A 26,132-nucleotide genomic window follows, 5' to 3' on the forward strand; every position below is an offset into this window, starting at 1 on the left:
CGGGCGGTTCAATCAGGCAGCGGCGCGCCGTAGAGGCGTTTGAACAGGTTGCTTTCGTCGTCGTTGCGAAAGAACGGCACCGAGGCGGGGGGCGCGGGATCGTGGGCGCGGGCCTCGATCTCGGCCAGCACGACCTCGGTGATGAAGGGCAGGTCATAGTCGTGTCGGGCCGTGGCGAGAGGCACCCATTGAAGGTGGCTGAGTTCGTCGCAGGCGGGCGAGAAATCGTCCGGGTCGGAGGTGAGCGCCCCGGCGTCGACCAGGAAGAAGCGAGCGTCGAATCGCCTGGGGCGGCCCGGCGGGGTGATGGCGCGGAAGACGAACTGCAAAGCGGAGGCATCGGGAACGTGGCCGGTCGCGGCGAAACTTTCCCAGTCGGCGGGGGGTGGGCCGGACCAGTCGCCGGGTTGGCCGAGAACCTGCCCGGTTTCTTCCCAGAGCTCACGGATCGCGGCGGCAGCCAGCGCGTGGGAGCGGTCGGTCTCGCTGTCGTCACGCAGGCGGGCGGCGCAGCCGTCGGGCATCGGGCGGGCCAGCGGGATCGCGGCGTCGCCCGCATCCACTGCGCCGCCGGGAAAGACGAACTTGTTGGGCATGAAGACCGCCTTGGCGCCGCGCTGGCCCATCAGCACGCGCGGTTGCGTCATGCGGTCGCGCAGCACGATCACGGTCGCCGCGTCGCGGATGGCGCTCTTGTCGGAATGTTTCGGGTATGTTGCGGTCATCGGGTCCTGTCCTTCGGGGCCGAAGGGATCAGGTGTCGTCCCCGAAGCCGTGCATCTGGCGCGCCCACTGGAAGCCGACGATTGCCCCTTTCAGCCGGGGCAGAAGGTAAAGCGAGAGCGTGACGCAGCCAATAGCGAAAATGGTGAACAGCACCAGCGGTTCGGGCCGCCACGTCGTGAAGGTGACGTGCAGAAGCGGGGCCATGAGGTGCCCGACCAGAAGAATTGTCAGGTAGGCGGGGCCGTCATCGGCTCGGGCGTGGCTGAGATCCTCGCGGCAGACCGGGCAGCTTTTGCGCAGCTTGAGATAGCTTTTCAGGATCGGGCCCGAGCCGCAATTGGGGCAGGTGCGACGAAACCCGCGAAAGACCGCGGGCCACAGGTCGCGTTCATTGGAGTCCTGTCCTTCGGGCGTGGTGTGCGCCACGGAAGCGGACGTGTGGGTGTCGTGATCGGTGCTGGTCATGTGCCCTCGCGCGTGGATGGCTGTAGACCTGCGCTTTCGGAGGCAAAATTGGAAGGTGACAGGCTGTCTGTGCGTCGGGATGTCGCAAAGAATGGCTTTGGTCTGCCCGGAAAAATGTCGAAGCCGCGCGACGGAAGGCGCGGGGGCCCGCGTTTAGACTGTATGATCGCGATGGCAGGCGCGGTCGCAAAGCAAAGGCGCGGCCGAAGATCGCGCCGCAACGAACCTGTCCGAGATGGAGCATGAAGATGAAGAACCTGATGATCATGAGCGCCCTTGGCATGTCGATCGCACTGGGTGGAGCCGTGCCGGGCATGGCCGGGTCGGGCGAGGGCAAGGGCCCGCGGCATTCGTTCGAGGACCTGGATGCCAATGGCGACGGTCAGCTGACGCGCGAAGAGATGCAGGCGCATATGAAAGCGCGGTTCGATGCTGCCGACACCGATGGCGATGGCGTGATGAGCCTTGAGGAGATGCAGGCCCGGGCGCAGGAACGGGCGGCCAAGCGGGCCGGCAAGGTGATCGAACGGCTGGACACCGACGGCGACGGCGGCGTGAGCTTCGAGGAAGCGCAGGCGCGGCGGGGCGGCAAGATGTTCGACCGGGCGGATGCGGATGGCGACGGCGCGATCAGCAAGGCCGAGTTCGACACCGCGCGCGAGAAGATGCGCGAAATGCGCGCCAAGCATCACGGCAAGAAGAAAGAGCAGAACGCGGAGTAATCCGCGCGATCCCGCCCCGGTCACGTTCGCAAGACTGGCCGGGGCGGGGTGTTTCGGCCTAGAACCGGACGCGAGTAACGGGGCAGGATGTACGACAGGGACATGACGATGCCGCTGGACGACCTGAACGACGTGGCCGACGAGGCGCTGCTGGTGCTGTTCGCCAATGGCGATCGGGCGGCGGCGCGGACGTTGACCTTGCGGTTGAGCCCGCGGGTTCTGGCCCATGCCTACCGCCTGCTCGGCAACCGGACCGAGGCCGAGGATGTCGCGCAGGAGGCGCTGCTGAGGCTGTGGCGGGTGGCGCCGGACTGGAGGCAGGGGGAAGCGAAGGTGACGACCTGGCTGTACCGGGTGGTGGCGAACCTGTGCACCGATCGTTTGCGCCGGGGCTGGCGCACGCGACCGCTGGAGGCGGCGGGCGATCCGCAGGACAGCAGGTCGAGCGCGGCAGAGGACATGCAGGAGCGGGCCCGGGCCGACGCGCTGCAGGTCGCGCTGAGTGAACTGCCGGAGCGGCAGAGACAGGCGGTGGTGCTGCGCCATATCGAAGAGCTTGGCAATCCGGAGATTGCCGAGATCATGGGGATCAGCGTCGAGGCGGTGGAAAGCCTGACGGCGCGGGGAAAGCGGGCCCTTGGCGACGTGCTGCGGGGGCGAAAGGATGAACTGGGGTATTCGGAATGAGCAAGACGGGCAAACCTGACGATGAGCTGAGCGCGGCCTTTGCCGCCGCGCGCCGCGCCGCGCCCGAACCGGATGCCGATTTCCTGGCGCGGGTGCTGGGCGATGCGGAGGCGGTGCAGGACGCTCTGAAAGAGGCGGAGGTGGCAGCACGCAGCGCGCCACGGCGGCGCGGGGCGCGCGCCTCTATTGGGTGGAGCGGTGTGTTCCGGGCATTGGGCGGCTGGCCCGCGGTCACCGGGCTGAGCGCCGCTGCCATCACCGGGCTGTGGTTGGGCGCGGCGCCGCCGGATGGGGTAAGCGCCACGGTGCAGCTGGTCTGGGGCGAAGATATCACCCTGGCGCTGCAGCCCGACATCGGAACTGAACTTTTCCCGGACGAGGAGGGATGAGCATGAGCGACGAGACCGAAACCGGGCCGCGCACCGGGGCGCCGCGCTGGATGCGCGTGCTTCTGGTGGTGTCGCTCGCGCTGAATTTGCTTGTCGTGGGGGCCGCGGCCGGGTTCGCGATCAAGGGCGGGCCGAAGATGCGCGGCGGCCCCCCGGGGGGCATGGGCGCGATGCACCGGGCGCTGAGCCAGGAGGAGCGCAGTGACCTCAAGAAGCAGATGATCCGGAACTTTCGCGACAGGACAGACGAACGCGAGGCGTTTCGGCAGGAAATGGCCGGACTGGTCGCGCTGCTGCGCGCCGAAGAGTTCGACCCCGCTGCCGCGGCTGACAGGATGACGCGGGTGCGGGCACTGTTCGATGACCGTGTCGCCGCGGCGCAGACGCTGCTGATCGCCTATTGGGGCGAGATGAGCCCGCAGGACCGCGTTGCCTATGCCGATCGGCTGGAGCAGGAATTGCAGCGGCGGCGTCGCTGAGGCCGGTGCCGGTGTGTCCCCGGTCAGGCGGCGGATAACTGGGAAAACGTGACGGTATCGCGCCCGCCGGACTTTGCGGCATAAAGCGCGTGGTCGGCCTCGGCCACCATCGCCTCGGGGTCGAGCCTGTCCCCTTGGTGCGCGGGGTTGGCCACCGTGGCGCCGATGCTGACGGTCAGCGAGACGGGCGTCTCGACACCGGGCAGGGCAATCCTTGTCTGTCGCACGGTATGGCACAGGTGCATGGCCATGGCGCGGGCGGCCGCGATCCCCGACTGGGGCATCAGCACCAGGAACTCCTCGCCGCCGATGCGCGACAGGCTGTCGCCGGGGCGCAACGCGTCGCGCAGAGCGTGGGCGATGCGGGTCAGGACCCGGTCGCCCGCGGCGTGACCGTAGGTGTCGTTGACCGCCTTGAAGTGATCGAGGTCCGCAACCATCACCGCGAAGGTTTGCCCGCTGCTGCGGGCCGTGTCGATCATCCGGGTCATCTGCGACAGGCCGTAGCGGCGGTTGTAAAGCCCGGTCAGCGGGTCGGTGACCGCCGCATGCAGCCCGGTGCGCAATCGGGCCTTCTGCATGTCGTCGGCCTGTTTCGCCCTGAGCAGCTTGTCCAGGCGTAGGGTGATCTCCCGCGGGTCGGCGTCGTGGGCGGCAACATCGTGCACCCCGAGGTCCAGCACCTTGGCGGCCAGCGCGTCATCGGCGGGGTCGACCAGGGCAAGCACCCTTGACTGGCGGGTCTGCGGTGCGCTGCAAAGCTCGGCCAGATGGACCAGATCGGGCTCGGTCGCGCGTGCGGGCAGGAAAACCAGCAGAACGTCGGGCGATGCATGCATTCTTGTGAGCAGACCGGACTGGCCGGTGCGGAGCATTTCGAACCGGTGCGGGGTGGCTTGGGCGAGGCGGCGACACAGGGCCTGGTCTCGCGCGGCGCCGGTATGCAGCGTCGCGATCAGGCCTCGCGCGGCGAAGCCCGCCTGCGCCTCGGCGAAACCAAGTGCCTCGGCGGTGTCGTTGGTCAGATCAAGATCGGCCTCGACCGGGGCGTGGCGCGACATCGAGCGCAGTCGCGCCAGCAGCGTCTTCTCGCAAAAGGGTTTGGGCATCACGTCAGCCGCCCCGGCCTGCAGCAGGTCGACCCGAAGTTGCGGTGTGTGGGTGGCGGTCAGGACCAGCACCGGCAGCTGGGCACAGCCGGGCAGGGCATTGATGTCGCGGATCAGGTCGCACGCGTCACGGTCGGGCAGATCGTCGGACATCAGGACCGCCTGCGGCTTGTCGCGCAGGATCGACGCGACCGCCTCTTTCGCGGTGCCGACCTGCGCAACGCTGAAATAGGCCGCCGACAGCTTGACCTTCAGCACGATGCGATTGGTCGCGAGACCATCGACGATGAGAATGGTGCCTGACATGTGCCGAGGCCTTTCCGACTTGTCCTTTCCGATGGCTAGACTATCCCTGTGATTAGTTAAGAAAACCTTGCCGGGAGTTAATCAATATGGCCGACCAGCGAGAAGCCGCCGAGACTGTCGCGCTCAAGGCGTTGGGCTGGATCGCAGGTCACGAGAACCTGCTGGACGTGTTCATGGGGGCCACGGGGGCAGGGCGGGATGATCTGCGCGATGGTGCGCAAGATCCGGATTTTCTTGCCTCTTTGATGGATTTTATCCTGATGGACGACGCGTGGATCATGGAGTTCAGCGAGGCCGCGAATGTGCCGCCCGAGGCGGTTGTCGAGGCCCGCGCGGCCCTTCCGGGCGGGATTCAGACCCATTGGACATGAATTAATTTTGAGGACCATAAGGTGAACAAACCCGCAAGAAAGATTGATGGGCTGCTCTTTGACAAGGATGGTACGCTGTTCGATTTTCACACCACCTGGAGCACCTGGGCCGGGGGACTGATCGAAGATCTTGCCGACGGCGATGCGGCTGTCAGGGCCAGGCTGGCGGCGGAAATGCATTACGACCTTGGCGCCATGCGTTTCGCGCCGACAAGCCCGATCATCGCGGGCACCAACCGCGAGGCGGCGGAATGCGTGGCGCGGGCGCTGCCGGGGCGAGAGGTGGCCGACCTGGAACTTTACCTGATGCAGACCTCGGCCACCGCGCCGCAGGCCGAAGCGGTGCCGCTTGCGCCATTCCTGTCTTCGCTGAAGGCAGAGGGCATCGCGCTGGGCGTTGCCACGAACGATACCGAGTATGGGGCCCGCGCCCATCTGGGCGAAGCCGATGTCACCGGATTCTTCGATTTCATCGCCGGGTTCGATTCCGGCCACGGGGCCAAGCCGGACCCTGGGCCGTGCCTGGCGTTCGCCCGTGCAGCCGGTCTGGACCCCGCGCGCGTGGCGATGGTGGGCGACAGCACCCATGACCTGATTGCGGGGCGTGCGGCGGGGATGCAGACGATCGCGGTGCTGACCGGACCGGCATGCTCGGACGAATTGCGCCCCCATGCCGATGTGGTCCTGACTGATATCGGGCAAATCCCGACCTGGATGACAACGTGAGCGCAGGTTTGTCCCGGGGCATTCTTCTGGCGCTTTTCGGCACGCTGGTGCTGACGCCCGATGCGATGCTGATGCGGCTGTCGGGCATGGAAGGCTTCCAGATGACCGGATGGCGCGGGCTTTTCATGGGCACGATGATGGTGCTGGCCTGGGCCGGTATCAGCCGGGACAGGGCGGGCGATATCGCCCGGCTGATGAGCGGGCCGGGGCTGTTGATCGTGGCGGCGCAGGTGCTGAACTCGATGCTGTTCTGCCTTGGCATCGCCTCGGCCCCGGCGGCGATGGTGCTGATGGGCGTGGCCGCGGTGCCGGTCTTTTCCGCGCTGCTGAGCCGGGTGGTGACCGGCGAGTCGACATCGGCGCTGACCTGGGCGGCCATCGCGGCGGTGATGACGGGGATCGGCATTGCGGTGCTGGGCGGCGGGCATGGCGACGTGGCGCTGAACCGGGCTGCTGCGACGGGGGCGATCTTTGGCCTTGGCGTGGCGTTCGTGCTGGCGCTGAACTTCGTGACGGTGCGCGCAAGCCCCGAGTTGCCGATCCTGCTGGCCATCGGGGTCGGCGCGTGGATCGCGGGTGTGATCGGCTGGTCGCTGACCGGCGTGGAGGCGATGTTCGAGGGCCGGGTCTGGGCCATGGCGATCACCGGGGGCGTGGTGCTGCCCGTGTCGTTCTTCATGCTGTCGCTGGCGGCACGATACACGCTCACGGCCAATGTCAGTCTGCTGATGTTGCTGGAAACGGTGCTGGGTCCGCTGTGGGTCTGGATCGGCGTGGGCGAGCGGCCGACAGTGGCGATGCTGGTCGGCGGTACCATCGTGGTGGGCAGCCTCGCCATTTACCTGTCGATCCTGCGGCGGCGGTCGGCGCTGATCGTGCCGAGATAGTTCACCTGCGACAGGTTCTGTCGCAAAGCGGCAAACGAGCGGGCCCGCGCGGTGATTGCATGGAAGGCAGCCTTTCGAGGAGACTCACCATGGCAGAGACAGCCACACGCAGGAAACGCAGCGGCGGACGGGCCGGAAACGCGACGCGACGGGGTACGGCCGTCATCGAGCAAATGCCATGGAACCCGCCGATCAACATCGACCGGCCGGTCGAGCCGTTGACGGACGAGGGCATCCAGGCAATCCACGATGGCGCGATGCGCATCCTCGAAGAGATCGGGATCGAGTTTCTGAACCCCGAGGCGGTCGAAATCCTGCGCGGCACCGGCGGTTGCGACATCAACGGCGAGAATGTGCGGATGGGCCGCGATTTCGTGATGGAGATGATCGGCAAGGCGCCGAGCGAGTTCACCATCACCCCGCGCAACCCGGATCACGCGATCACGATCGGGGGCCGGCACCTTAATTTCGGCAATGTCTCGTCGCCGCCCAGCTATTGGGATATGGGCATAGGCCGCAAGGTGACGGGCACGCGCGAAATGTGCGCCAACCTGCTGAAACTCAGCCAGTATTTCAACTGCATCCACTTTGTCGGCGGTTATCCGGTGGAGCCGCAGGACGTGCATGCCAGCGTGCGGCACCTGGATGTGCTCTATGACAAGCTGACACTGACCGACAAGGTCGCGCATGCCTATTGCCTGGGCCGCGAACGGGTCGAGGACGTGATGGAGATGGTGCGCATCGCCGGCGGCCTGACGGACGAAGAGTTCGAGGCCAGCCCGCACATGTATTCCAACATCAACTCCACATCGCCGCTGAAGCATGATTTCCCGATGCTGGACGGCTGGATCCGGCTGGCGAAGCGGAACCAGGGGCTGGTGGTGACGCCCTTCACGCTGGCCGGGGCGATGGCGCCGGTGACGATGGCGGGCGCCGTGGCGCAATCACTGGCCGAGGGGCTGTGCGCGATCGTGCTGGCGCAGGCGATCCGGCCCGGCGTGGGCTGCGCGATCGGCACGTTCACCAGCAATGTCGACATGAAATCGGGCGCGCCGGCGTTCGGGACGCCGGAATACATGCGCGCGACGCAGATGACGGGGCAACTGGCGCGGTTCTATGGCCTGCCAATGCGGGCCTCCGGCGTGTGTGCGGCAAACATCCCCGACGGACAGGCGGTGTGGGAAACCTCGAACAGCCTGTGGTCGGCGGTGCAGTCGGGGGCGCACATGGTCTATCACGCCGCCGGCTGGCTGGAAGGCGGGCTGATAGCCAGCCCCGAGAAATTCATCATGGACTGCGAGATATTGCAGCATATCCAGCGCTACATGGACCCGCAGGTGACGGCGACAGGGCCGGACGAGATTGCCGTGGAGGCGGTGCGCGAGGTGGGCAACCAGGGGCATTTCTTTGGTATTCAGCACACGCAGGACCGATACACGACCGCGTTCTATCAGCCATTCCTGAGCGATTGGCGCAATTTCGAGGCGTGGGAGGCGGCGGGCGGCGTGTGGACGCCACAGCGCGCGCACCAGGTGTTCCGGGACATCATCGCGAGCTTTGAGGCGCCGCCGATGGACGAGGGCATCCGCGAGGAACTGGCGGCCTTTGTCGCGCGGCGGAAGGAGGAAGGCGGCGCTCCGACCGATTTCTGAGCGCCGTGCAGACCCGGCCGGTCAATTTATTAAAGACAAATTGAAACGTTCAAGGCTTCTTAATTCGGTTGTGCCAACGCTTGACCGAATTCGGGAGCACAGGATGCATGGGCTGATCAACCGGGCCATAGAATTGTTTTTGCGGGATACCTACGGGCATGAGGCTTGGGAAGAGATCGCGCGCCGGGCGGACCTTGCGCCGCCTGAATTCGAGGCGATGCTGGATTACCCGGACGCGCTGACCGGCGATGTACTGGTGCAGGCCGCGCAGCTTCTGGACAAGGCGGAGGCCGAGATCCTGGAGGATATCGGCACCTACCTGGTTTCGCACCCCACCGCCGCCGCGCTGCGACGGCTGTTGCGGTTCTCGGGCGCGGATTTCACCGATTTTCTGCATTCGTTGGACGACCTGCCGGCGCGGGCGCGGCTGGCGGCGCCGCAGCTGGACTTGCCGCCTGTTGCGCTGGTGGATCGTGGGCAACAGGTGTTCTCGGTCACGGTCGGGAAACGGGGGACGGCGGGTTTTGCCTTCGGTCACGTTTTGCTGGGGCTGTTGCGGGCCATGGCGGATGATTATGGCGCACTGGTTCTGCTGGAGCACAAGGGATGCCGCGATGGTGTCGAAACCATTGATGTTCAACTGTTGGAGGCGGCGTTTGCGACCGGGCGCAGTTTCGTGCTGGGCGACGCCGGATGAGGCCCGGTGCGATCGCGAGCCTCGGGGCGCTGCTGGACGTGCTGTGCCCGATGCATCTGATCGTGGATGCCATGGGGCGCATCACGCACGCGGGTCCGACGGCGAGGAAGGTTTTGAATGCCAAGGGTCTGATCGGGTGCGATTTCCTCGATCTGTTCGAGGTCAGGCGCCCGCGGCTGGAGCCGGGTGTGCCGGGGTTGCGCGCGGCGGCGGGGCGGCGGCTGCATTGCGTATTGCGCGGTCCTGTCGAGACCGAGCTGAAGGCTGTCGCGGTGCCGTTGCCCGAGGACCGGGCGCTGGGCCCGCCGGGTGGCGTTATCGTCGATTTGTCCTTTGGGATCGGCGTGATGGACGCCGTGGGCCGCCACGACCTGCGAAGCGCGGATTTTGCGGTGACGGACCTGGCGGTGGAAATGCTGTACCTGGTCGAGGCCAAGGCGGTGGTGACCGATGCCTGGCAGAAACTGAACCAGCGGCTTCAGGGCGCGAAGGTGGTGGCCGAGCAGGAGGCTCATACCGATACGCTGACAGGCCTGGGCAACCGCCGCGCACTGGAGCCCGCGATACGTCGGCTGACCGAAAGCGAAGAAGCGTTTACGCTGATGCATCTCGATCTCGATTTTTTCAAATCGGTGAATGACACCCTGGGCCACGCGGCCGGCGATCACGTGTTGCGGCGGGTCGCGCAGATCCTGCGCGAAGAAATCCGCAAGGGCGACACGGTGATCCGCGTGGGCGGCGATGAATTCGTCCTGATCCTGGTCGGGTGCACCTCGGAAGAGGAGCTGTCGCGCATTTCCGGGCGGCTGATAGAGCGGCTGGAAGAGCCGGTCGCCTTCAACGGCGAGGTTGCGCGGATATCCGGCAGCATCGGCACGACGCGCAGCGGCACCTATGCCACGCCGCGGCTGGCGGTCATGATGGACGATGCGGATCTTGCGCTTTATGCCGCAAAGCAGGCAGGCCGGGGGTGCCACAAGGCTTTCGCGCCCGCGCTGCGCAAGGCAGTGGAATCACGGCCCGGGGACGCGGTGACCCCTGTCTGAGGCTCCCCGGGTCTTGTGCGGCCCGGCGGTGCCAGCTAACGAATGACCGGCGGAACGGGGCAGCGGGGACGACACGCGCATGACACGGGTTTTCATCACGGGAACGGCCGGTTTCATCGGATACCACCTGGCGCAGCTGCTGCTGGACGAGGGGATGGTCGTGCATGGCTTTGACGGCATGACCGATTATTACGACGTGTCGCTGAAGGCGCGGCGGCACCAGATGTTGTTGCAGTCACCCAATTTCACCGCGACCGAGGCGATGCTGGAAGATGTCGCGGCGCTGGACAGCGCCGTGGATGCCTGCGCACCGGATATCATCGTGCATCTGGCGGCACAGGCGGGTGTGCGCTACAGCCTGGAAAACCCGCGCGCCTATATCGAGGCGAACGTGGTGGGCACCTTCAACGTGATGGAGGCGGCAAAACGTCACGAGGTGCGGCACCTGCTGATGGCCTCGACCAGTTCGGTCTACGGGGCGGAGACCGACATGCCCTATACCGAGTCGCAGAAGGCCGACACGCCGATGACGATCTACGCCGCCACCAAGAAGGCGACCGAGGCGATGGGGCATTCCTATGCCCATTTGTGGAACCTGCCGACAACGATGTTCCGATTTTTCACGGTCTACGGGCCTTGGGGTCGGCCGGACATGGCGCTTTACAAGTTCGTGGATGCGATCCTGGAGGGGCGGCCGATCGACGTTTATAACCACGGCAAGATGTACCGTGACTTTACCTATGTCACTGACCTGGTGCGCGGAATCCGCCTGTTGATGGACGCGGCCCCGGTGCGACCCGAAGGCCCAGAGGCGATTGCCGAGGGCGACAGCCTGTCGCCCGTGGCGCCCTATCGCGTGGTCAATATCGGAAATTCCAAGACGGTGCGCCTGACGGATTTCGTCGATGCCATCGAGGCGGCGCTGGGCATGACCGCCGAGCGCAACCTGATGGAGATACAAAAAGGCGACGTGCCGGCCACCTGGGCCGATGCCAGCCTGTTGCAAAGCCTGACGGGGTACAGCCCGGATACCGACGTGCGCGACGGGGTCCGCCAGTTCGTGGCCTGGTTCCGTGAATATTACGACAAGTAATTTCGCTACGTTCATGGCCGGGTTCTGAAATTGGCAATGGTCAATCGCGCGGGTTCGCGTTAGGGGGGACGCTCGCGCAGAGACACCCAATCAGGATAGCCCCCGTGAAACGCACCTTGCTGGCCGACTGGGCCAAACGCTTCGATTTGTCCGAGTTGAGCCTGACGCCCGGAGAGAGGCTGAGCGTGTCACGGTTGCGGATCGAGCTGTTGGCCGGACTGACCGTTGCGCTGGCGCTGGTACCCGAGGCGGTGGCCTTTGCCTTTGTCGCGGGTGTGCATCCGCTGGTGGGGCTTTACGCGGCCTTCATCGTCGGCCTGATCACGGCTTTGATCGGCGGGCGCCCCGGCATGATCAGCGGGGCGACGGGCGCGCTGGCCGTTGTCATGGTGTCGCTGGTGGCGCAGCACGGGGTGGAATACCTGTTTGCCACGGTGGTCCTGATGGGGATCTTGCAGATCACGGCGGGGGTGCTGCGCTGGGGCAAGTTCATCCGTCTTGTGCCGCACCCGGTGATGCTGGGCTTTGTCAACGGCCTCGCCATCGTGATTTTCCTGGCACAGTTGGGCCAGTTCAAGGTGCCCGGCACGATGGAAAACACGGGCCACGGCATGAGCGGGGGCGAATGGCTGTCGGGCGCGCCGCTATATACCATGCTGGCGCTGGTGGCGCTGACCATGGCAGTGGTCTGGCTGATGCCGCGGTTGACCAAGGCGATCCCGGCGCCGCTGGCCGGGATCGGGCTGGTGGCCGCGATCGTACTGATCTTCGGGCTGGACGTGCCGCGGGTGGGGGACCTTGCCTCGATCGAGGGCGGGTTGCCGGCCTTTCATATCCCGACCGTGCCGCTGACGCTGGAGACGTTCGAGATCATCCTGCCCTACGCGGTGATCCTGGCCGCGATCGGCCTGATCGAAAGCCTGCTGACGCTGAACCTGGTGGGCGAGATGACCAACCGGCGCGGTGGCGCCAGCCAGGAATGCATCGCGCAGGGCGTGGCCAACACCGTGACCGGCTTTTTCGGCGGGATGGGCGGCTGTGCCATGATCGGGCAGTCGATCATCAACGTGAAATCGGGTGGGCGGACACGCATCGCGGGGATTTGCGCGGCGGTGTTCCTGCTGATCTTCATCCTGTTCGCCGCGCCGCTGATCGAACAGATCCCGCTGGCCGCGCTGGTGGGCGTGATGTTCATGGTGGTGATCGGGACCTTTGCGTGGAACTCGCTGCGGATCCTGCGCAAGGTGCCTCTTTCGGACGCGCTTGTGATCGTGCTGGTGACGGTGGTGACGGTGCAATACGACCTGGCCATCGCCGTCGTCGTGGGCGTGATCGTGTCGGCGCTGACCTATGCGTGGAACAACGCCAAGCGCATTCACGCCATCACCGGCAAGGAGATGGACGGCACCAAGGTATATCGTGTGCAGGGCCCGCTGTTTTTCGGTTCGGCCAGTGGTTTCGTGGAACTGTTCGACCTTGAGAACGACCCAGACAAGGTGATCGTGGACTTTGCCGAGAGCCGGGTCGTGGACCAGTCGGCGCTACAGGCCATCGAGGCGGTGGCGGGCAAGTACCTGGCTGCGGGCAAGCGGTTGCAGCTGCGGCACCTGACACGGGATTGCCACCGCATGCTGAAAAAGGCCGGGCACCTGATGGTCGATAGTGATGACGACCCCGATTACGGGCTGGCCGTGGATTACGATGTGAAGACCGGGGTTCTTGGCGGGGGGCATTGAGGATCTGCCGGTCCGGGGCGCGTGGGTTTTCACCCACCCTACGCAATGTCGAATCCCGGACTTGATCCGGGATCCCTTTGCCATCGAGGTCCCGGGTCAGGCCCGGGACGGGGTCGTGTCCTTGATTTGAGCGCGGATGCGACGCGCGGCCGGTCCCTTTAGCTTTCGCCCGGACGCGCGATGGCGAATTTCTCGCGCACCACCGTGTAATCCTTGTAGCCCATCCGGGCCAGCGGGTTGAAGCTGAGCACGTCGAAGATGCCGTCCTTCAGGCAATCGTCACGCATGTAGACGCCTGTGACCTCGCCGAACACCACCTTGTTGGCCTTGCCGGGCAGGTCGACGATCTGCGTCAGTTTGCATTCAAGCGCGGCGGGGGCGGCGGCCACGCGCGAGCATGCTATGGTTTCGCAGGCCGCCCGCTCGATGGCGGCGTCGGTGAACTCGTCGGTCTCCATCGGCCAGGGGCCCGAGGTCTGGTTCATCGCGTCGCGCAGGGCATATTCCACGATGTTCACGCAAAAGACGCCGGTGTCGCGGATATTGGCGACGCTGTCCTTGGTGTCGCCCCGGTCGGGCTTGGCGGAAGTCGAGGAGAACATCACCTGCGGCGGCACGTAGGCCACGGCGTTGAAGAAGGAATAGGGCGCGAGGTTTTCCGAGCCGTCGCTGCCGCGGGTGGAGATCCAGCCGATGGGGCGGGGCGCGACGATGGCATTGAACGGGTTGTGCGGCAGGCCGTGGCCGTCTTCGGGGCGGTAGAACATGGGCGTCCTTCGGGGCTGTTTGCGATTGCGTTTGGACATAGGCCTAACCGCGTGCTAGGCGACGATCCACCTGTTTTTCGAAGGATAAAGCGCCTGTGTACAACCTGCGCCAAGAGACACGCGAGGATTGGTGGGAGGTCGAGGCGCTTTACGACCTGTGCTTCGCGCCGGGGCGCGAGGCGCTGTCGTCCTACCGTCTGCGCGAGGGCGTGGCGCCGGTGGCGGCGCTGTGCCTGGTGGCGCGGGATGCGGATGGCATCCTGGCCGGGGCGATCCGGGTCTGGCCGGTGCGGATCGGCACGGCGCGGGCCTTGCTGGTGGGGCCCATCGCGGTGCACCCGACACGGCAGGGCGAGGGGCTGGGCGGGTACCTCATTCGCGAGGCGTTGCGGATCGGGCACGAGGCCGGCTGGGACCGGGCGATGCTGGTGGGTGATGCGCCCTATTACGAGCGGTTCGGTTTCAGTCGGCTGGACAAGGTGAAGATGCCGCCGCCGACCAATCCCGAGCGGGTGCTTGGCATGGAATTGATCCCCGGTGCATGGGAGGGGATTGTCGGCAAAGTCACGCGTGCCGCTTGAAAAAGCGGGCGCGGTGACCGATCTTTTCACCATGGTCAAGAAAACCTATTCCGAGATCCTGCCGGCGGCGATAGATGCGACCGCGGTGGAGGCGCGCCTGAAGGCGCTGGCCGAGCGGCACCGGCGGGCCGGAAACGTCGGCATCCAGGTTCTGAACATGGTCGGCGGACAGGCCGAGGGGCTGTTGTCACGCCTGCCGGTGCCGGTGCGATCGCGGCTGGACGACAGCACCGAACGGGCGCTGCGGATGGCGATGGAGACCGCGCACCGTTCGCGTGGCTATTTTCCGGACAGTCCCGGCTGGCTGAGCCGCGCGATGACAACGGCGATGGGCGCGGCGGGCGGCGCGGGCGGGCTGCCCACGGCGCTGGCAGAACTGCCCGTCACGACCACGGTGCTGTTGCGCGCGATCCAGGATGTGGCCGCGGAATACGGCTTCGACCCGGACGAGCCGGGCGTGCAATATGACTGTATCAAGGTCTTTGCCGCGGCGGGGCCGCTGGACCATGACGATGGCAGCGATCTGGCGTTTCTCAGCACGCGGGTTGCGGTGACCGGCAAGGCGGTCCAGGCGCTTGTGGCAAAGGTCGCGCCAAGGCTGGCCACGGTGCTGGGCCAGAAGCTGGCCGCACAAACGGTGCCCGTGCTGGGCGCGGCGGCGGGGGCGGCGACGAATTATGCTTTTACCAGCTATTACCAGCAGATGGCGCATGTGCATTTCGGGCTGCGCCGTCTGGCGATAGAGGCCGACCGCGATCATGCAGAGCTGCTGGAAGACTTTCGCGACCTTGTGGAACTTCCGAGCGTCAAGCGGGCCTGAGGATCGGGGCCGGGCCCGAGAAAATTCGTACGAATTTTCTGAGCCTCAGAGCTTGCCCTTGAGATAATCCATCACAGCCGGGCGCACGGATTGGTCGCCCGCGTTGCGCACGCCGTCGATCACCGCGTAAAGCTCGCCCAGGTCGATGCGACGCAGGATGGATTTCACCGGCCCGATGGAGGCCGGGCGCATCGACAGGCTGCGCAGGCCGATGGCCGCCAGGCAGGCGGCCTCGACCGGGCGGCCGGCATCCTCGCCGCAGAAGCTGAGCGGGGTGTCGTGTGCCTCGCAGCGTTTCACGATGGATTCGATGAAGCTGAGAAAGCTGACATTGAGCGTGTCATAGCGCCGCCGTACCAATTCGTTCTCGCGGTCGGCGGCGAAGAAGAACTGCTTGAGATCGTTGCCGCCGATCGAGAGGAAATCGACTTCCCGGTAGAAGGAGTCGGGTGCAAAGGCCAGCGATGGCGTTTCCAGCATGGCGCCCACCTCGATCTCGGAGGGCAGGGGATGGCCGAGGATACGCTCGCGTTCCAACGCCTTGTTCATCTCGGCATTGGCGGCGGAAAACTCCTCGCGCTGGGCGACGAAAGGGAACATGACCGACAGCGGTCGGCCCTTGGCGGCGCGCACGAGCGCCTGAAGCTGCATGCGCATCACGCCGGGCTTGTCGAGCGCCACGCGCACCGCACGCCAGCCGAGCGCGGGGTTTGGCTCGTCCACCACCTTCATGTAGGGCAGCACCTTGTCCGAGCCGATGTCGAGCGTGCGGAAGCAGACGCGCTTGCCTTTGGCGGCGTCTATGACGTGGGCATAGAGCTCGCTCAGTTCCGACCGGCGGGGCATGTGGGCGCGCACGAGGAACTGAAGCTCGGTGCGGAAAAGGCCCACGCCCTCGGCGCCGGAGCCTTCGAGGCTGGGCAGGTCGGCCATGAGGCCGGCGTTCATGTGCAGCGCCAGCCGGGTACCGCAGAGTGTTTCCGCCGGCTTGTCGCGGATCGAGGCGTAGCGTTCCTGGGCCTGCGCCTGCATCGCCATCTTGTCGCGGAAGGCGGTGACGACGTTGTCGTCTGGGCGCAGGTGCACGATGCCCTGGTCGCCGTCGACCATGACAAAGTCACCGTTCAGCGCCTCGTTGGTGATGCGGCTGGCGTGGATCACAAGCGGGATGGCGAGCGCACGGGCCACGATGGCGGCGTGCGATCCGACGGAACCTTCCTCGAGCACGATACCGCGCAGACGGCGGCCATAGTCCAGCAATTCGCCGGGGCCGATATTGCGGGCAATCAGGATCGGGTCGTCTGGCATTTCCGCGCCGGTTTCCGCGCCCTGGCCGGTGAGGATTCGCAAGAGACGGTTGCTGAGGTCGTCCAGGTCGTGGAGCCGGTCGCGCAAATACGGATCGGTGACCTGGGTCATCCGGGCGCGGGTGGTGGATTGTTCCTTTTCCACCGCGGCCTCGGCCGAGAGGCCACGTGCGATGTCCTCCTCCATCCGATTCATCCAGCCCTTGGAATTGGCGAACATGCGGTAGGCTTCGAGCACCTGAAGCTGTTCCTTGTCGCCGGTGGCCGCTGTGCTGAGCATGCGGTCGACACCGACGCGCAGGGCGTCCACGGCTTCTTCGAGGCGCTCCAACTCGCGGGTGGGGTCCTCGGCGATCGGGTTAGTGACCACGACGCGGGGTTCGTGCAGCCAGACATGGCCTTGGGCCGCGCCTTCCTGGGCGATGCCGCCGCGGAACAGCACCGGCTGTTGGTGACGGGCCGACATGGCCGCGCCCTCGCCGACGAAGGCGCCCAGTTCGGCCATTTCGGCGATGACCATTGCGACGACCTCGACGGCATAAAGCTCTTCGTCGGAGTATTCGCGGGACTGCTTGGACTGCACGACCAGTACGCCCAAGGTTTCGCCCAGCCGCTGGATCGGCACGCCCATGAACGAGCAATAGGCCTCTTCCCCGGTCTCGGGCATGTAGCGAAAGCCGCGTGCGCCGGGCGCGTCGTCGGTGTTGACGACATTGCCGGTGCGGGCCACGCGGCCCACGAGGCCTTCCCCGAGCTTCATCCGGGTCTGGTGCACGGCGTCGCGGTTGAGACCCTCGGTGGCGCACAGCTCGAGCGTCTGCTCGTCGCGGAAAAGGTAGATCGAGCAGACCTCGGTGCGCATTTCCTCGGCGATAAGCGTGGTGATCGCGTCCAGCCGGGCCTGTCCGGCGGCGTCCTCGGCCATGAGCGCGCGCAGGCGCGAGAGCATCTGGCGGCTGTCCGTCTCGATCTGATCGCCGGAAGGTGTCATGGCGTTCGGAAGCCTTTCCATGGGGCCGTTCTGGCCGTGAGCCGGGACGTTTAAATCACAGGTTGCGGGTATTGTGAAATGGCAATGTCACCCGGTGGCGCGCGGGGCGGTAAAGCCCGGGCAAGTGCCCGGATATCGTGAATGTTTTGCCAGCTCGGCTTGGTTAAGCGCTTGGAACGAACCTTCGTTCGCCAGACAGGCAAGGTCCCTATGCCGATACCATTGCCGCGACGCGGATCGCCGCAGCACTATGTTTTCGCAGGCATTTATTTCGTCCGGTTCATTCTGGTGGCGAGCGCGGTCATGTCGCATGATCCGTCGGTGAACCCGACGGGGCGTGGCGCCGAGCTTGAGCGATTGATCGGCGTGATGCTGGACCGGCTGGGCGAGGCGACAACCGTGCTGGTGTTCGCCGGGCTGGCGTCGGTGGGTGTGCTGTTTCACCTGGCACTGGCGCGGCGGCCCCGAGGCCGCGCGCGGGGTCAGGCGGTCTTGTCCAGCTCGAACGCGTCGTGCAGCGATTGCACGGCCAGTTCCATGTACTTGCGGTCGATCAGCACCGAGATCTTGATCTCGGAGGTCGAGATGACCTTGATGTTGATTCCCTCGTCCCGCAGCGTCTGGAACATCTTGGCGGCGACACCAGACTGGCTGCGCATGCCGATGCCCACCGCCGAGATCTTGGCCACGTTGGTGTCTGCCACGAGGTCGTGAAAGTTGATCTCGCCGCGGTCCTTGGCGCCCTGCAGGGCCTTCTCGGCACGCGCCACCTGGTTGGTGGGGCAGGAAAAGGTCATGTCGGTGCGACCTTCCTCGGAAATGTTCTGAATGATCATGTCGACGTTGACGCCCGCATCCGACAGCGGGCCGAAGATGGCGGCGGCGATGCCGGGGCGGTCGGCCACCGAGATCAGGGTCATCTTCGCCTCGTCGCGGGAATAGGCGATGCCGTTGACCACGTTTGATTCCATGATTTCCTCCTCGGCGCAGACCAGGGTTCCTGCGTCGTCCGATTGTTCCTCGAAACTTGATAGCACGCGCAGGCGCACGTTGTAGCGCATCGCCAGCTCGACCGAGCGGGTCTGAAGGACCTTGGCCCCCAGGCTTGCCAGCTCCAGCATCTCCTCGAAGGCGATGCGGTCGAGCTTGCGCGCCTTGTCGGTGATGCGCGGGTCGGTGGTGTAGACGCCGTCGACGTCCGTGTAGATGTCGCAGCGCTCTGCGCCGAAGGCGGCGGCGAAAGCCACCGCTGTCGTGTCAGAGCCGCCCCGGCCCAGCGTGGTGATGCGGCCCTCGGGGCTGATTCCCTGAAAGCCCGCGACCACGGCCACCTGCATGCCTTCGCCGAACTTGGCGTTGATGTTGTCGGTGGGAATTTCCTCGATCCGGGCGGCGGAATGGGCCGAGTTCGTCTTCAGCGGCACCTGCCAGCCCTGCCAGCTGCGGGCCGGAATATCCATTTCCTGCAAGGTCAGCGCCATGAGGCCGGCGGTGACCACCTCGCCCGAGCTGACGACGGCGTCGTATTCGCGGGCATCGTACATCGGCGAGATCTCGTCCACCCAGCCCACCAGTTCGTTGGTGCGCCCGGCCATGGCCGAGACGATGACGATCACGTCGTATCCCTTGGCCACTTCGACGCCGACACGTTTCGCCGCCCGGCGGATGCGGTCGATATTGGCCACCGAGGTGCCGCCGAATTTCATCACGAGCAGGGGCATGGCTGCGTCCTTGGGTCAGATCGCAGGTGCTTTACGCGCGTGCGCGGCGAAGGGCAAGAGCCGAGCGTGCGTGCCGCGTGCCCAAGAAAATGCGACGTAGATCAGTACGGGTGATCTTTACCGTCCCAGGTCTGAAAGCATCCGGTGCTCTCGAGATCAAGCGCGTCGAACCGCTGAATCAGCCCGGATACGGCCTTGTCCACGGAAATGTCGGCACTGTTGCCGCCCATGTCCGTCCGCACCCAGCCGGGATGATAGATGCCCACGGCCAGTCCCAGCGGGGCGAGGTCCGTGGCGAGGTTGCGCCCGAGGTTCAGTGCCGCGGCCTTGGAGGCACGGTAGATGTAACTGCCGCCGGGTGCGCGTTCGTCGCTGGCCATCTGGCTGGAGATGATCGCGATCTTGCCTGCGTGGGCGGCCTGAAGACAGGGCAGAAGGGTCTGCACCGTCAGGAACACGCCGGTGACGTTCGCGGCGAAGCTGTCGGCCCACATCTTTGTCGGATACCCGTCGGGCAGCGCCTCGCCCTTGTCCAGGTAAACGCCCGCATTGCAAACCAGCAGGTCAACCGGCGTGCCGTCAAGCCGTGCGGCGAAGGCGCGGTGACTGGCGGGGTCGGTCACGTCCAGCGTGTGGTCGGACTTGGGGTCGCGCGAGGTGCCGGTGACGGTTTCGCCACGCTGACTGAACCGGTCCGCGAGGGCGGCGCCGATCCCGCGGTTGGCGCCTGTGATCACGACATGCATGGGACGTCCTTTTGTGGTGAAGGTGAAAACGCTTGCCTCACGGGAGAGCGGAGACAAGGCAAAAGATCAATTCGCTTTGCGGCGCGGCACGAAAGGCAGGGGCAAGACGGGCACACCATCGTCGATCAGCTTGCGAGCCTCCTCGGGCTTCGCCTCGCCATAGATGGCGCGGTTGGGCGTCAGGCCATCATGCATGTCGCGGGCCTGTGCCGCGAATTCGAGGCCGACATATTCCGAGTTTTTCTCGATCTGGGTTCTGAGTTCGGCAATGGCCTTGCCACGGGGATCGGTCGGGACCGAAAGGCGCGATGGTTCAGTGTCGGGGGCGGCCGATGTCGGTGCAGGTACGGGGGCGGCATTGCGGCTGGCGCGGACGCTGGGGGCCATCAACGCCTTTGTCACCGAGTCCGAGCCGCAGACGGCGCAAGAGACCATGCCGGCGGCGTCGAGCTTGTCGAACGCTTCGGCAGACTGGAACCAGCTTTCGAACTGGTGATCCTGATTACATTTGAGGGTGAACTTGATCACCTGGTTGCTCCGCTGCGAAACCACTCGTGAAAATAGGCGGAATGCAGTAAAAATCAAGTCGGGCGAGTGATTTACACGTCAGAGGCGATGGGGGTCGAATGACTTCAAGAGATGCGCCAGTTCCCGCTCGCCGACGCGCTTGGCGGCTTTCTTGAGGCTCATCCAGCGGCGCTTGCGTTGACCGGCCTCGGGGAAGTCGTCAAGCAAGGCATCGACCTTGACGGGATAGACCAACACGACGCAAGGCAGCTTGTCGGCCGCGCCGACGCCCTTGGAATAGGAAAACAGCGCAAGACAGGTGCCGGTCACCTTGCCGCGCACGCCGGCCTCTTCCCAGGCTTCGCGCAGGGCGCTTTCCCCCGGCGTTTTGCCTTCCATCGGCCAGCCCTTGGGAATGATCCAGCGGCCCGTGCGCCGCGACGTGATCAGAAGGACCTGCGGCTTGCCCCCCTTCATGCGGTAGCACAGCGCGCCGAACTGGCTGCGCACATCGCGCTTGTCCGCGATCCGCAGCGAGAGTGGAAGCTGATCTTTGCCCTGTAAGGTCATTGGGGTATCTCTGGTGCCCACCTGCTCAGACCGAAACGTATATACGTAGTATTAACATGATTATCGCTGGTTCACATGAAATTTCGATGATGGTCTGAAAAAAACACTTCGGACCGTGGCGGCGGGGGCATGTCCTGTGCAACAGGCGGGGCGTCAGGCGGGTCTTGTGTCGCATCCTCAAGTGCAGGATACTTGGGACATGATACGGATTTTCGGCGTTTTCACAATCATTTGCACGGTCCTTGCCAGTGTCGGGGCGGCCCGGTCCGACGGGCCGGTGACGATCTTTGCGGCGGCGTCGTTGCGCGGCGCGCTGGAGGCGGCGCTGGACGGGTCCGGGGTCGACGCCCGCGTGTCCTATGGCGGGTCGGGGACCATGGCGCGGCAGGTGGCGCAGGGCGCCCCGGCGGACGTGGTGATTCTGGCCAACGTGGCCTGGATGGATTGGCTGGAAGAGAATGGCCATATTGCGGTTTCGACGCGCAAGGACCTGTTGGGCAACCGGCTGGTTCTGGTTGGGCCGCGGGGCGCGGAAGATCTGGGCGAGTTGAACGCCGACACCCTGCTTGAGCGTCTGGGTTCGGGGCGGCTGGCCGTGGGGCATACGGAGGCGGTGCCGGCCGGCATATACGCGCGGGAATGGATGCAGGCGGCTGGCTTTTGGGAGGCACTGCGCCCCCAGCTGGCCGAGACGGAAAATGTCCGCGCCGCGCTTGCCCTTGTGTCGCGCGGCGAGGTGCCGTTGGGCGTGGTTTATGCCAGCGATGCGCAAGCCGATCCGGGGGTGCAGGTCCTGGCCCGGATCGACCCGGACCTGCACGCGCCGATTGTCTATCCCTTGGCACTGGTCACGGGGCGGGACAGCGATGGGGCGCGGGCGGTGCTTGAACACCTGGCCTCCGAAAGCGCCGGTGAAGCTTTTGTCGCGCATGGCTTTACCCGTCTCGGGGACTCGCCATGACCCTTGGCCTTGGCGAGGCTGAGTGGGCCGCGCTGACGCTGTCTCTGAAAGTGTCGGCATGGGCCGTGGCGATCAGCCTGCCGCCGGCCATCGCGGTGGCCTGGGTGCTTGCCCGTAAGAGGTTTCCGGGCAAGGCGCTGCTGAGTGCGCTGGTGCATCTGCCGCTGGTTCTGCCACCGGTGGTGACCGGGTACTTGCTGCTGCTGACTTTCGGGGGGAACGGCGTCGTTGGCCGGGTGCTGGCGGACTGGGGCATCGTGCTGGCCTTTCGCTGGACCGGGGCGGCGCTGGCAGCGGGGATCATGGGATTTCCACTGATGGTGCGGGCGATCCGGCTGGCGATCGAGGCGGTGGACCCCAAGCTGGAGGAGGCGGCCGAGACGTTGGGCGCGGGGCGGGCGGCACGGTTTCGCACGGTGACGCTGCCGCTGATTGCGCCCGGGATCCTGGCGGGGGTTGTGCTGGGGTTTGCCAAGGCGATGGGAGAGTTCGGCGCGACCATAACATTTGTTGCCAACATTCCCGGTGAGACGCAGACGCTGCCATCGGCAGTTTACGCATTCCTGCAGGTGCCGGGCGGCGAGGCGGCGGCGATCCGACTTGTCTTGCTGGCGATCATCGTGGCGCTTGGCGCGGTCCTGGTGTCAGAATGGCTGGCCCGGCGCGTGGCGCGGCGCATCGGGCAGGAGGCACCACGATGAGCCTGAGCGTCGAGATCTGGCATCGGTTTCCGGGACTGGACCTGGATGTGGCGTTCCAGGCCGGCGCCGGGGTGACCGCGCTTTTCGGGCCATCGGGCGCCGGGAAATCCAGCGTCGTCAATGCCATCGCGGGGCTGTTGCGGCCCGATGCCGGGCGGGTCGCGCTGGCCGATACGGTATTGTTCGACGGCGCCCAAGGGGTGCATCTGCCGGCGGCGCGACGGCGCATCGGTTATGTTTTTCAGGACGGGCGGCTGTTTCCACATATGAGCGTCGGGACCAATATCGAATACGGGGCGCGGTTCGTACCGGGGGGGCTGGACCGCACAGAGATGGAACGGGTTGTGGCGCTGTTGGGGCTGGAGGCGCTGCTGGAGCGCCGGCCCGGCACGCTGTCGGGTGGCGAAAAACAGCGGGTCGCGCTGGCGCGGGCGTGGTTGTCGCGGCCGCGTTTGCTGTTGATGGACGAGCCCTTGGCGGCGCTGGACGAGCCGCGCAAGGACGAGATCTTCCCCTACCTGGAACGGATGCGCGACGTGGCGCAGGTGCCGATCGTCTACGTGTCGCACAATCTTGCCGAGGTGGCGCGGCTGGCCGACGAGCTGGTGGTGATGCAGCGCGGGCAGGTGGTGCTGTCGGGCAGGGCCGAGGCGGTGCTGAGCGACCCCAAGGCGCTGCCGCTGGTGGGAATCAGGGAGGCGGGTGCGATCCTGCCTGCGCGCGTGGCCGAGCACGGGCCGGACGGTTTGAGCCGTTTGGCGTTGTCGGGGGGCGAGTTGTTGTTGCCCGGAGTGGTGGCGCCGGAGGGCAGCACGATCCGGCTGCGGGTGCTGGCGCAGGATGTTCTGCTGTCGAAGGCGGCGCCCGAGGGCCTGTCGTCGCACAATGTACTGCCTGTCGCTGTTATGGCGCTGCATCGCGGGATGGGGCCGGGCGTTGCGGTGCAGCTCTGCGCGGGCGACGATGTGTTCCTGGCACGGATCACGCAACGGGCGGCGACCGAGATGGGGCTTGAGCCTGGCATGACATGCTTTGCGATCCTGAACGCAACCGCGATTCCGCGTGGCAGCATCGGCGGCGCGGCGGGTGTGTCGCCGGGTTGAAATCCGACCGTTGACTTTTCTGACTAAATCAATCAGAAATATCTAAAGCCAGCCTGCAAGGTCAGCCATCCCCCGAAATCGCAAGCAATGGAGCGCGATCATGCGTGTGATGCCTCACCCCGAAAGTGCTGGCCGAGAGCCGCGGCAAAAACTGTTGCCGGAACCCCGTTCCTTCACCCTTCTCGAAGCCGCAATGACAAGCGGGCTGTGCCTTGACCTTATGCTGGAGCGGCTGTTGCAGACCGCCGGGGAGCCGGGGGCATGATCCGCGCGCAGACAAAGGAGATGCCGCAGCTTGTTGCGGCAAGCGAGGCGGGCGACACCGCGCATGATGCCCGCGAGCTGACGCGCGGGCAAACGACCGCGCAGATCACGCTGGATGGCAAGGTCTATACTTTGCGGATCACGCGCGCGGGCAAGCTTATCCTGACGAAGTGAGGTCCCGGCGCCGGGCCGGGTAAACCATTATTGTCAGGTTTCTGCTGGCAAGTTCGGCCCGGATGTGGCAGCGAAAGGCGGTCGTTTTCAAGGGGACCCGCCGGATGTCCGAAAGCTTGCTGCATCGCCTGGCCTGGATCATCGTCGCACTCTGCGTGGCGCCTATCCTCGCGTCGGCGCTGGCGGCGTTCACCGGTGATCTGGATACGTGGCGCAACGTGCTGTCCAGCGTCCTGCCGCGATACACCGCGACGACGCTGATCCTTGTGATGGTGGTGGGCGTGTCCACGGCCGTGATCGGGTCGGTCACCGCGTGGTTGGTGACGGTCTATCGCTTTCCCGGGCATCGCTGGCTGGAGATCGCGCTGGCGCTGCCGCTGGCCTTTCCGGCCTACGTTCTGGCCTATGCCTATACCTATCTGCTGGACCATCCTGGCCCGGTTCAGACGCTGCTGCGCGACGTCACGGGATGGGGTCCGCGCGACTACTGGTTTCCCGAAATCCGAAGCCTGGGCGGTGCGGCGCTGATGCTGATCATCGTACTTTATCCTTATGTCTACCTGCTGGCGCGGGCGTCGTTCCGGCAGCAATCGTCGAACGCCTTTCTTGTGGCGCGGACATTGGGGCAGTCCCCGATGAAGGCGTTCTGGCGCGTGGCGTTGCCCATGGCACGGCCTGCCATCGCGGGGGGTGCGCTGCTGGCGGTGATGGAGACGATTGCGGACTATGGCACGGTTGCCTTCTTCAACGTGCAGACCTTTGCCACGGGAATCTACCAAGCGTGGTTTTCGCTGGGGGACCGGCCCGCGGCGGCGCAACTGTCGCTGTGCCTGCTGATGTTCGCCCTGCTGGTGGCGGGGTTGGAGCGGGCGCAGCGGGGCCGCGCGCAGACGGCAGGCCGGGGCGCCCGGTTCGAAGCGCTGGAGAAGCCGCGCCTGACGGGCGGTGCGGGATGGATCGCGACGCTAATCTGTGTCGTTCCCGTACTCTTGGGCTTCATCGTGCCGGTAATCATGCTGGGGACGATGGCCGTCGGCTCGGGCCAGAACCTGTTCGCGGCGCGTTATATCGGGTTCATGCAGAACTCGGTGGTGCTTGCCACGGTGGCGTCGGTTCTGACGGTTCTGGGCGCGATCCTGATCGGCTTCCGCGCCCGGACCCGCCCCACAAAGGGCAGCAAGGCGCTGGTGGTTGGTGCCGGGCTGGGATACGCGGTGCCGGGGGGCGTCATCGCCGTGGGGCTGATGGTGCCGATGGCCGCGCTCGACAACCTGATCGACAGGTTCATGGAAGGTAACTTCGGGATCGACACGGGGCTTCTGATCACCGGGTCGATCTGGTTGATGGTGCTGGCCTACATGACGCGGTTCATGGCCGCGGCCCTGAACGCCTATGACAGCGGCATGGCGACGGTGCCGGGGCATTTCGATGCCATCGGGCGGTCTCTGGGCCAGTCGGGGCCGAAGCTGTTGATGCGGGTGCATCTGCCGGTGGCGCGGTCCTCGGTGCTGACGGCGCTCTTGATCGTGTTCGTGGACGTGATGAAGGAATTGCCCGCCACGCTGATCCTGCATCCTTTCAACTTTCAGACGCTTGCGGTACAGGCGCACCGGCTGGCCGCGGATGAACGGCTGCACGAGGCGGCGGTGCCGTCACTGGTGCTGGTGGCGTTCGGGCTGTTGCCGGTAATCGTGCTGTGCCGGTCGATCGGACGTGAGGAGCCCGGGCGCCGGGCGGCGCGACTGGGGGCTGCGGTCAAAGCTGGGTAAAGCGGTTTCGCCGCGGGCTGCGCCCGCACCGACCGGGGCGAGAGGCGCTGCCTCTCGCG

Annotated in this window: 29 protein-coding genes; 20 read left to right on the plus strand and 9 right to left on the minus strand. The window is 65.7% G+C overall.

Annotated features, from left to right (window positions below; translation table 11 throughout):
- Positions 1 to 8 precede the first annotated feature (8 nt).
- Both RBB18_RS11390 and RBB18_RS11395 read right to left on the minus strand, forming a co-directional pair.
- Positions 9 to 725, minus strand: coding sequence for an NUDIX hydrolase (locus RBB18_RS11390; protein ID WP_103762356.1), 717 nt, complete (start codon positions 723 to 725; stop codon positions 9 to 11).
- Positions 726 to 753: 28 nt separating this feature from the next.
- The gene (locus RBB18_RS11395) at positions 754 to 1,191 is read right to left on the minus strand and encodes a DUF983 domain-containing protein (RefSeq protein ID WP_103762357.1); all 438 of its coding nucleotides are present in this window, start codon (positions 1,189 to 1,191) and stop codon (positions 754 to 756) included.
- Between the two features lie 248 nt (positions 1,192 to 1,439).
- Here RBB18_RS11395 and RBB18_RS11400 point away from each other — a divergent pair, with 248 nt between their 5' ends.
- From RBB18_RS11400 to RBB18_RS11415, 4 genes are all read left to right on the plus strand, one after another.
- Complete coding sequence (locus RBB18_RS11400; protein ID WP_306110652.1) at positions 1,440 to 1,913, plus strand: EF-hand domain-containing protein; 474 nt, start codon at positions 1,440 to 1,442, stop codon at positions 1,911 to 1,913.
- A 102-nt stretch (positions 1,914 to 2,015) separates the two neighbouring features.
- Positions 2,016 to 2,600, plus strand: coding sequence for an RNA polymerase sigma factor (locus RBB18_RS11405; protein ID WP_274592710.1), 585 nt, complete (start codon positions 2,016 to 2,018; stop codon positions 2,598 to 2,600).
- A complete protein-coding gene (locus RBB18_RS11410) occupies positions 2,597 to 2,989 on the plus strand; it encodes a hypothetical protein (protein ID WP_306110653.1) in 393 nt (130 codons plus the stop codon). Before RBB18_RS11405 ends, RBB18_RS11410 begins: the two co-directional genes overlap by 4 nt.
- 2 nt (positions 2,990 to 2,991) lie before the next feature.
- Entirely contained in the window at positions 2,992 to 3,468 is a 477-nt protein-coding gene (locus RBB18_RS11415) for a periplasmic heavy metal sensor (protein WP_306110654.1), read from the plus strand.
- A 23-nt stretch (positions 3,469 to 3,491) separates the two neighbouring features.
- Here the strand turns inward: RBB18_RS11415 and RBB18_RS11420 are convergent, their stop codons facing one another.
- The gene (locus RBB18_RS11420) at positions 3,492 to 4,883 is read right to left on the minus strand and encodes a diguanylate cyclase (protein WP_306110655.1); all 1,392 of its coding nucleotides are present in this window, start codon (positions 4,881 to 4,883) and stop codon (positions 3,492 to 3,494) included.
- 86 nt (positions 4,884 to 4,969) lie between these two features.
- Between RBB18_RS11420 and RBB18_RS11425 the strand changes: the two genes are divergently transcribed.
- From RBB18_RS11425 to RBB18_RS11460, 8 genes are all read left to right on the plus strand, one after another.
- Positions 4,970 to 5,254 (plus strand): DUF3572 domain-containing protein, encoded by a 285-nt coding sequence (locus tag RBB18_RS11425; protein WP_103762362.1) that lies wholly within the window; start codon positions 4,970 to 4,972, stop codon positions 5,252 to 5,254.
- 21 nt (positions 5,255 to 5,275) lie between these two features.
- Complete coding sequence (locus RBB18_RS11430) at positions 5,276 to 5,980, plus strand: HAD family hydrolase (RefSeq protein ID WP_103762363.1); 705 nt, start codon at positions 5,276 to 5,278, stop codon at positions 5,978 to 5,980.
- The gene (locus tag RBB18_RS11435; protein ID WP_306110656.1) at positions 5,977 to 6,867 is read left to right on the plus strand and encodes a DMT family transporter; all 891 of its coding nucleotides are present in this window, start codon (positions 5,977 to 5,979) and stop codon (positions 6,865 to 6,867) included. The genes RBB18_RS11430 and RBB18_RS11435 overlap by 4 nt, the downstream gene beginning before the upstream one ends.
- 89 nt (positions 6,868 to 6,956) lie before the next feature.
- On the plus strand, positions 6,957 to 8,519 hold the full coding sequence (locus RBB18_RS11440) for a trimethylamine methyltransferase family protein (RefSeq protein WP_306110657.1): 1,563 nt from the start codon (positions 6,957 to 6,959) through the stop codon (positions 8,517 to 8,519).
- 103 nt (positions 8,520 to 8,622) lie between these two features.
- A complete protein-coding gene (locus RBB18_RS11445; RefSeq protein WP_274592450.1) occupies positions 8,623 to 9,216 on the plus strand; it encodes a heme NO-binding domain-containing protein in 594 nt (197 codons plus the stop codon).
- On the plus strand, positions 9,213 to 10,262 hold the full coding sequence (locus RBB18_RS11450) for a diguanylate cyclase domain-containing protein (protein WP_306110658.1): 1,050 nt from the start codon (positions 9,213 to 9,215) through the stop codon (positions 10,260 to 10,262). The genes RBB18_RS11445 and RBB18_RS11450 overlap by 4 nt, the downstream gene beginning before the upstream one ends.
- A 79-nt stretch (positions 10,263 to 10,341) precedes the next feature.
- Positions 10,342 to 11,355, plus strand: a complete 1,014-nt coding sequence (locus RBB18_RS11455) for an NAD-dependent epimerase/dehydratase family protein (RefSeq protein ID WP_306110659.1) — start codon at positions 10,342 to 10,344, stop codon at positions 11,353 to 11,355.
- Between the two features lie 104 nt (positions 11,356 to 11,459).
- Positions 11,460 to 13,091 (plus strand): SulP family inorganic anion transporter, encoded by a 1,632-nt coding sequence (locus RBB18_RS11460; protein WP_103762369.1) that lies wholly within the window; start codon positions 11,460 to 11,462, stop codon positions 13,089 to 13,091.
- Between the two features lie 158 nt (positions 13,092 to 13,249).
- Here RBB18_RS11460 and RBB18_RS11465 read toward each other — a convergent pair whose 3' ends face one another.
- Positions 13,250 to 13,858, minus strand: a complete 609-nt coding sequence (locus RBB18_RS11465) for a flavin reductase family protein (RefSeq protein ID WP_103762370.1) — start codon at positions 13,856 to 13,858, stop codon at positions 13,250 to 13,252.
- Positions 13,859 to 13,953: 95 nt separating this feature from the next.
- On the opposite strand from RBB18_RS11465, the gene RBB18_RS11470 reads away from it, so the two are divergent.
- Together RBB18_RS11470 and RBB18_RS11475 are read left to right on the plus strand one after the other, a co-directional pair.
- Complete coding sequence (locus tag RBB18_RS11470) at positions 13,954 to 14,439, plus strand: GNAT family N-acetyltransferase (protein WP_103762371.1); 486 nt, start codon at positions 13,954 to 13,956, stop codon at positions 14,437 to 14,439.
- A gap of 31 nt (positions 14,440 to 14,470) precedes the next feature.
- Positions 14,471 to 15,259: an EcsC family protein gene (locus RBB18_RS11475; RefSeq protein ID WP_103762514.1), complete on the plus strand. Its 789-nt coding sequence runs from the start codon at positions 14,471 to 14,473 to the stop codon at positions 15,257 to 15,259.
- Positions 15,260 to 15,304: 45 nt separating this feature from the next.
- On the opposite strand, the gene ptsP is transcribed toward RBB18_RS11475, so the two are convergent.
- From ptsP to RBB18_RS11500, 5 genes are all read right to left on the minus strand, one after another.
- Positions 15,305 to 17,578: a phosphoenolpyruvate--protein phosphotransferase gene (ptsP, locus tag RBB18_RS11480; RefSeq protein WP_245890429.1), complete on the minus strand. Its 2,274-nt coding sequence runs from the start codon at positions 17,576 to 17,578 to the stop codon at positions 15,305 to 15,307.
- Positions 17,579 to 18,039: 461 nt separating this feature from the next.
- Positions 18,040 to 19,278: an aspartate kinase gene (locus RBB18_RS11485; RefSeq protein WP_103762372.1), complete on the minus strand. Its 1,239-nt coding sequence runs from the start codon at positions 19,276 to 19,278 to the stop codon at positions 18,040 to 18,042.
- Between the two features lie 101 nt (positions 19,279 to 19,379).
- The gene (locus RBB18_RS11490) at positions 19,380 to 20,024 is read right to left on the minus strand and encodes an SDR family NAD(P)-dependent oxidoreductase (RefSeq protein ID WP_306110660.1); all 645 of its coding nucleotides are present in this window, start codon (positions 20,022 to 20,024) and stop codon (positions 19,380 to 19,382) included.
- 66 nt (positions 20,025 to 20,090) lie between these two features.
- On the minus strand, positions 20,091 to 20,552 hold the full coding sequence (locus tag RBB18_RS11495) for a DUF1178 family protein (protein WP_274592445.1): 462 nt from the start codon (positions 20,550 to 20,552) through the stop codon (positions 20,091 to 20,093).
- Positions 20,553 to 20,630: 78 nt separating this feature from the next.
- Positions 20,631 to 21,101: an NUDIX hydrolase gene (locus RBB18_RS11500; RefSeq protein WP_306110661.1), complete on the minus strand. Its 471-nt coding sequence runs from the start codon at positions 21,099 to 21,101 to the stop codon at positions 20,631 to 20,633.
- Positions 21,102 to 21,300: 199 nt separating this feature from the next.
- On the opposite strand from RBB18_RS11500, the gene modA reads away from it, so the two are divergent.
- The 6 genes from modA to RBB18_RS11530 all read left to right on the plus strand — a co-directional run bounded on the left by modA (position 21,301) and on the right by RBB18_RS11530 (position 26,073).
- The gene (modA, locus tag RBB18_RS11505) at positions 21,301 to 22,062 is read left to right on the plus strand and encodes a molybdate ABC transporter substrate-binding protein (RefSeq protein ID WP_306110662.1); all 762 of its coding nucleotides are present in this window, start codon (positions 21,301 to 21,303) and stop codon (positions 22,060 to 22,062) included.
- The gene (gene modB, locus RBB18_RS11510) at positions 22,059 to 22,763 is read left to right on the plus strand and encodes a molybdate ABC transporter permease subunit (protein ID WP_306110663.1); all 705 of its coding nucleotides are present in this window, start codon (positions 22,059 to 22,061) and stop codon (positions 22,761 to 22,763) included. Before modA ends, modB begins: the two co-directional genes overlap by 4 nt.
- Positions 22,760 to 23,866 (plus strand): molybdenum ABC transporter ATP-binding protein, encoded by a 1,107-nt coding sequence (modC, locus tag RBB18_RS11515; protein ID WP_306110664.1) that lies wholly within the window; start codon positions 22,760 to 22,762, stop codon positions 23,864 to 23,866. The genes modB and modC overlap by 4 nt, the downstream gene beginning before the upstream one ends.
- 100 nt (positions 23,867 to 23,966) lie before the next feature.
- Positions 23,967 to 24,131 carry a hypothetical protein gene (locus RBB18_RS11520; RefSeq protein WP_170067151.1) on the plus strand — a complete coding sequence of 55 codons (165 nt, stop codon included), beginning with the start codon at positions 23,967 to 23,969 and terminating at the stop codon, positions 24,129 to 24,131.
- A gap of 20 nt (positions 24,132 to 24,151) precedes the next feature.
- Positions 24,152 to 24,304 carry a hemin uptake protein HemP gene (gene hemP / locus RBB18_RS11525; protein ID WP_371931639.1) on the plus strand — a complete coding sequence of 51 codons (153 nt, stop codon included), beginning with the start codon at positions 24,152 to 24,154 and terminating at the stop codon, positions 24,302 to 24,304.
- A 104-nt stretch (positions 24,305 to 24,408) separates the two neighbouring features.
- Positions 24,409 to 26,073, plus strand: a complete 1,665-nt coding sequence (locus RBB18_RS11530; protein ID WP_306110665.1) for an iron ABC transporter permease — start codon at positions 24,409 to 24,411, stop codon at positions 26,071 to 26,073.
- Positions 26,074 to 26,132 lie beyond the last annotated feature (59 nt).

The organism is Roseovarius sp. MMSF_3298 (assembly GCF_030733705.1).
Classification (GTDB): Bacteria; Pseudomonadota; Alphaproteobacteria; order Rhodobacterales; family Rhodobacteraceae; genus Roseovarius; species Roseovarius confluentis.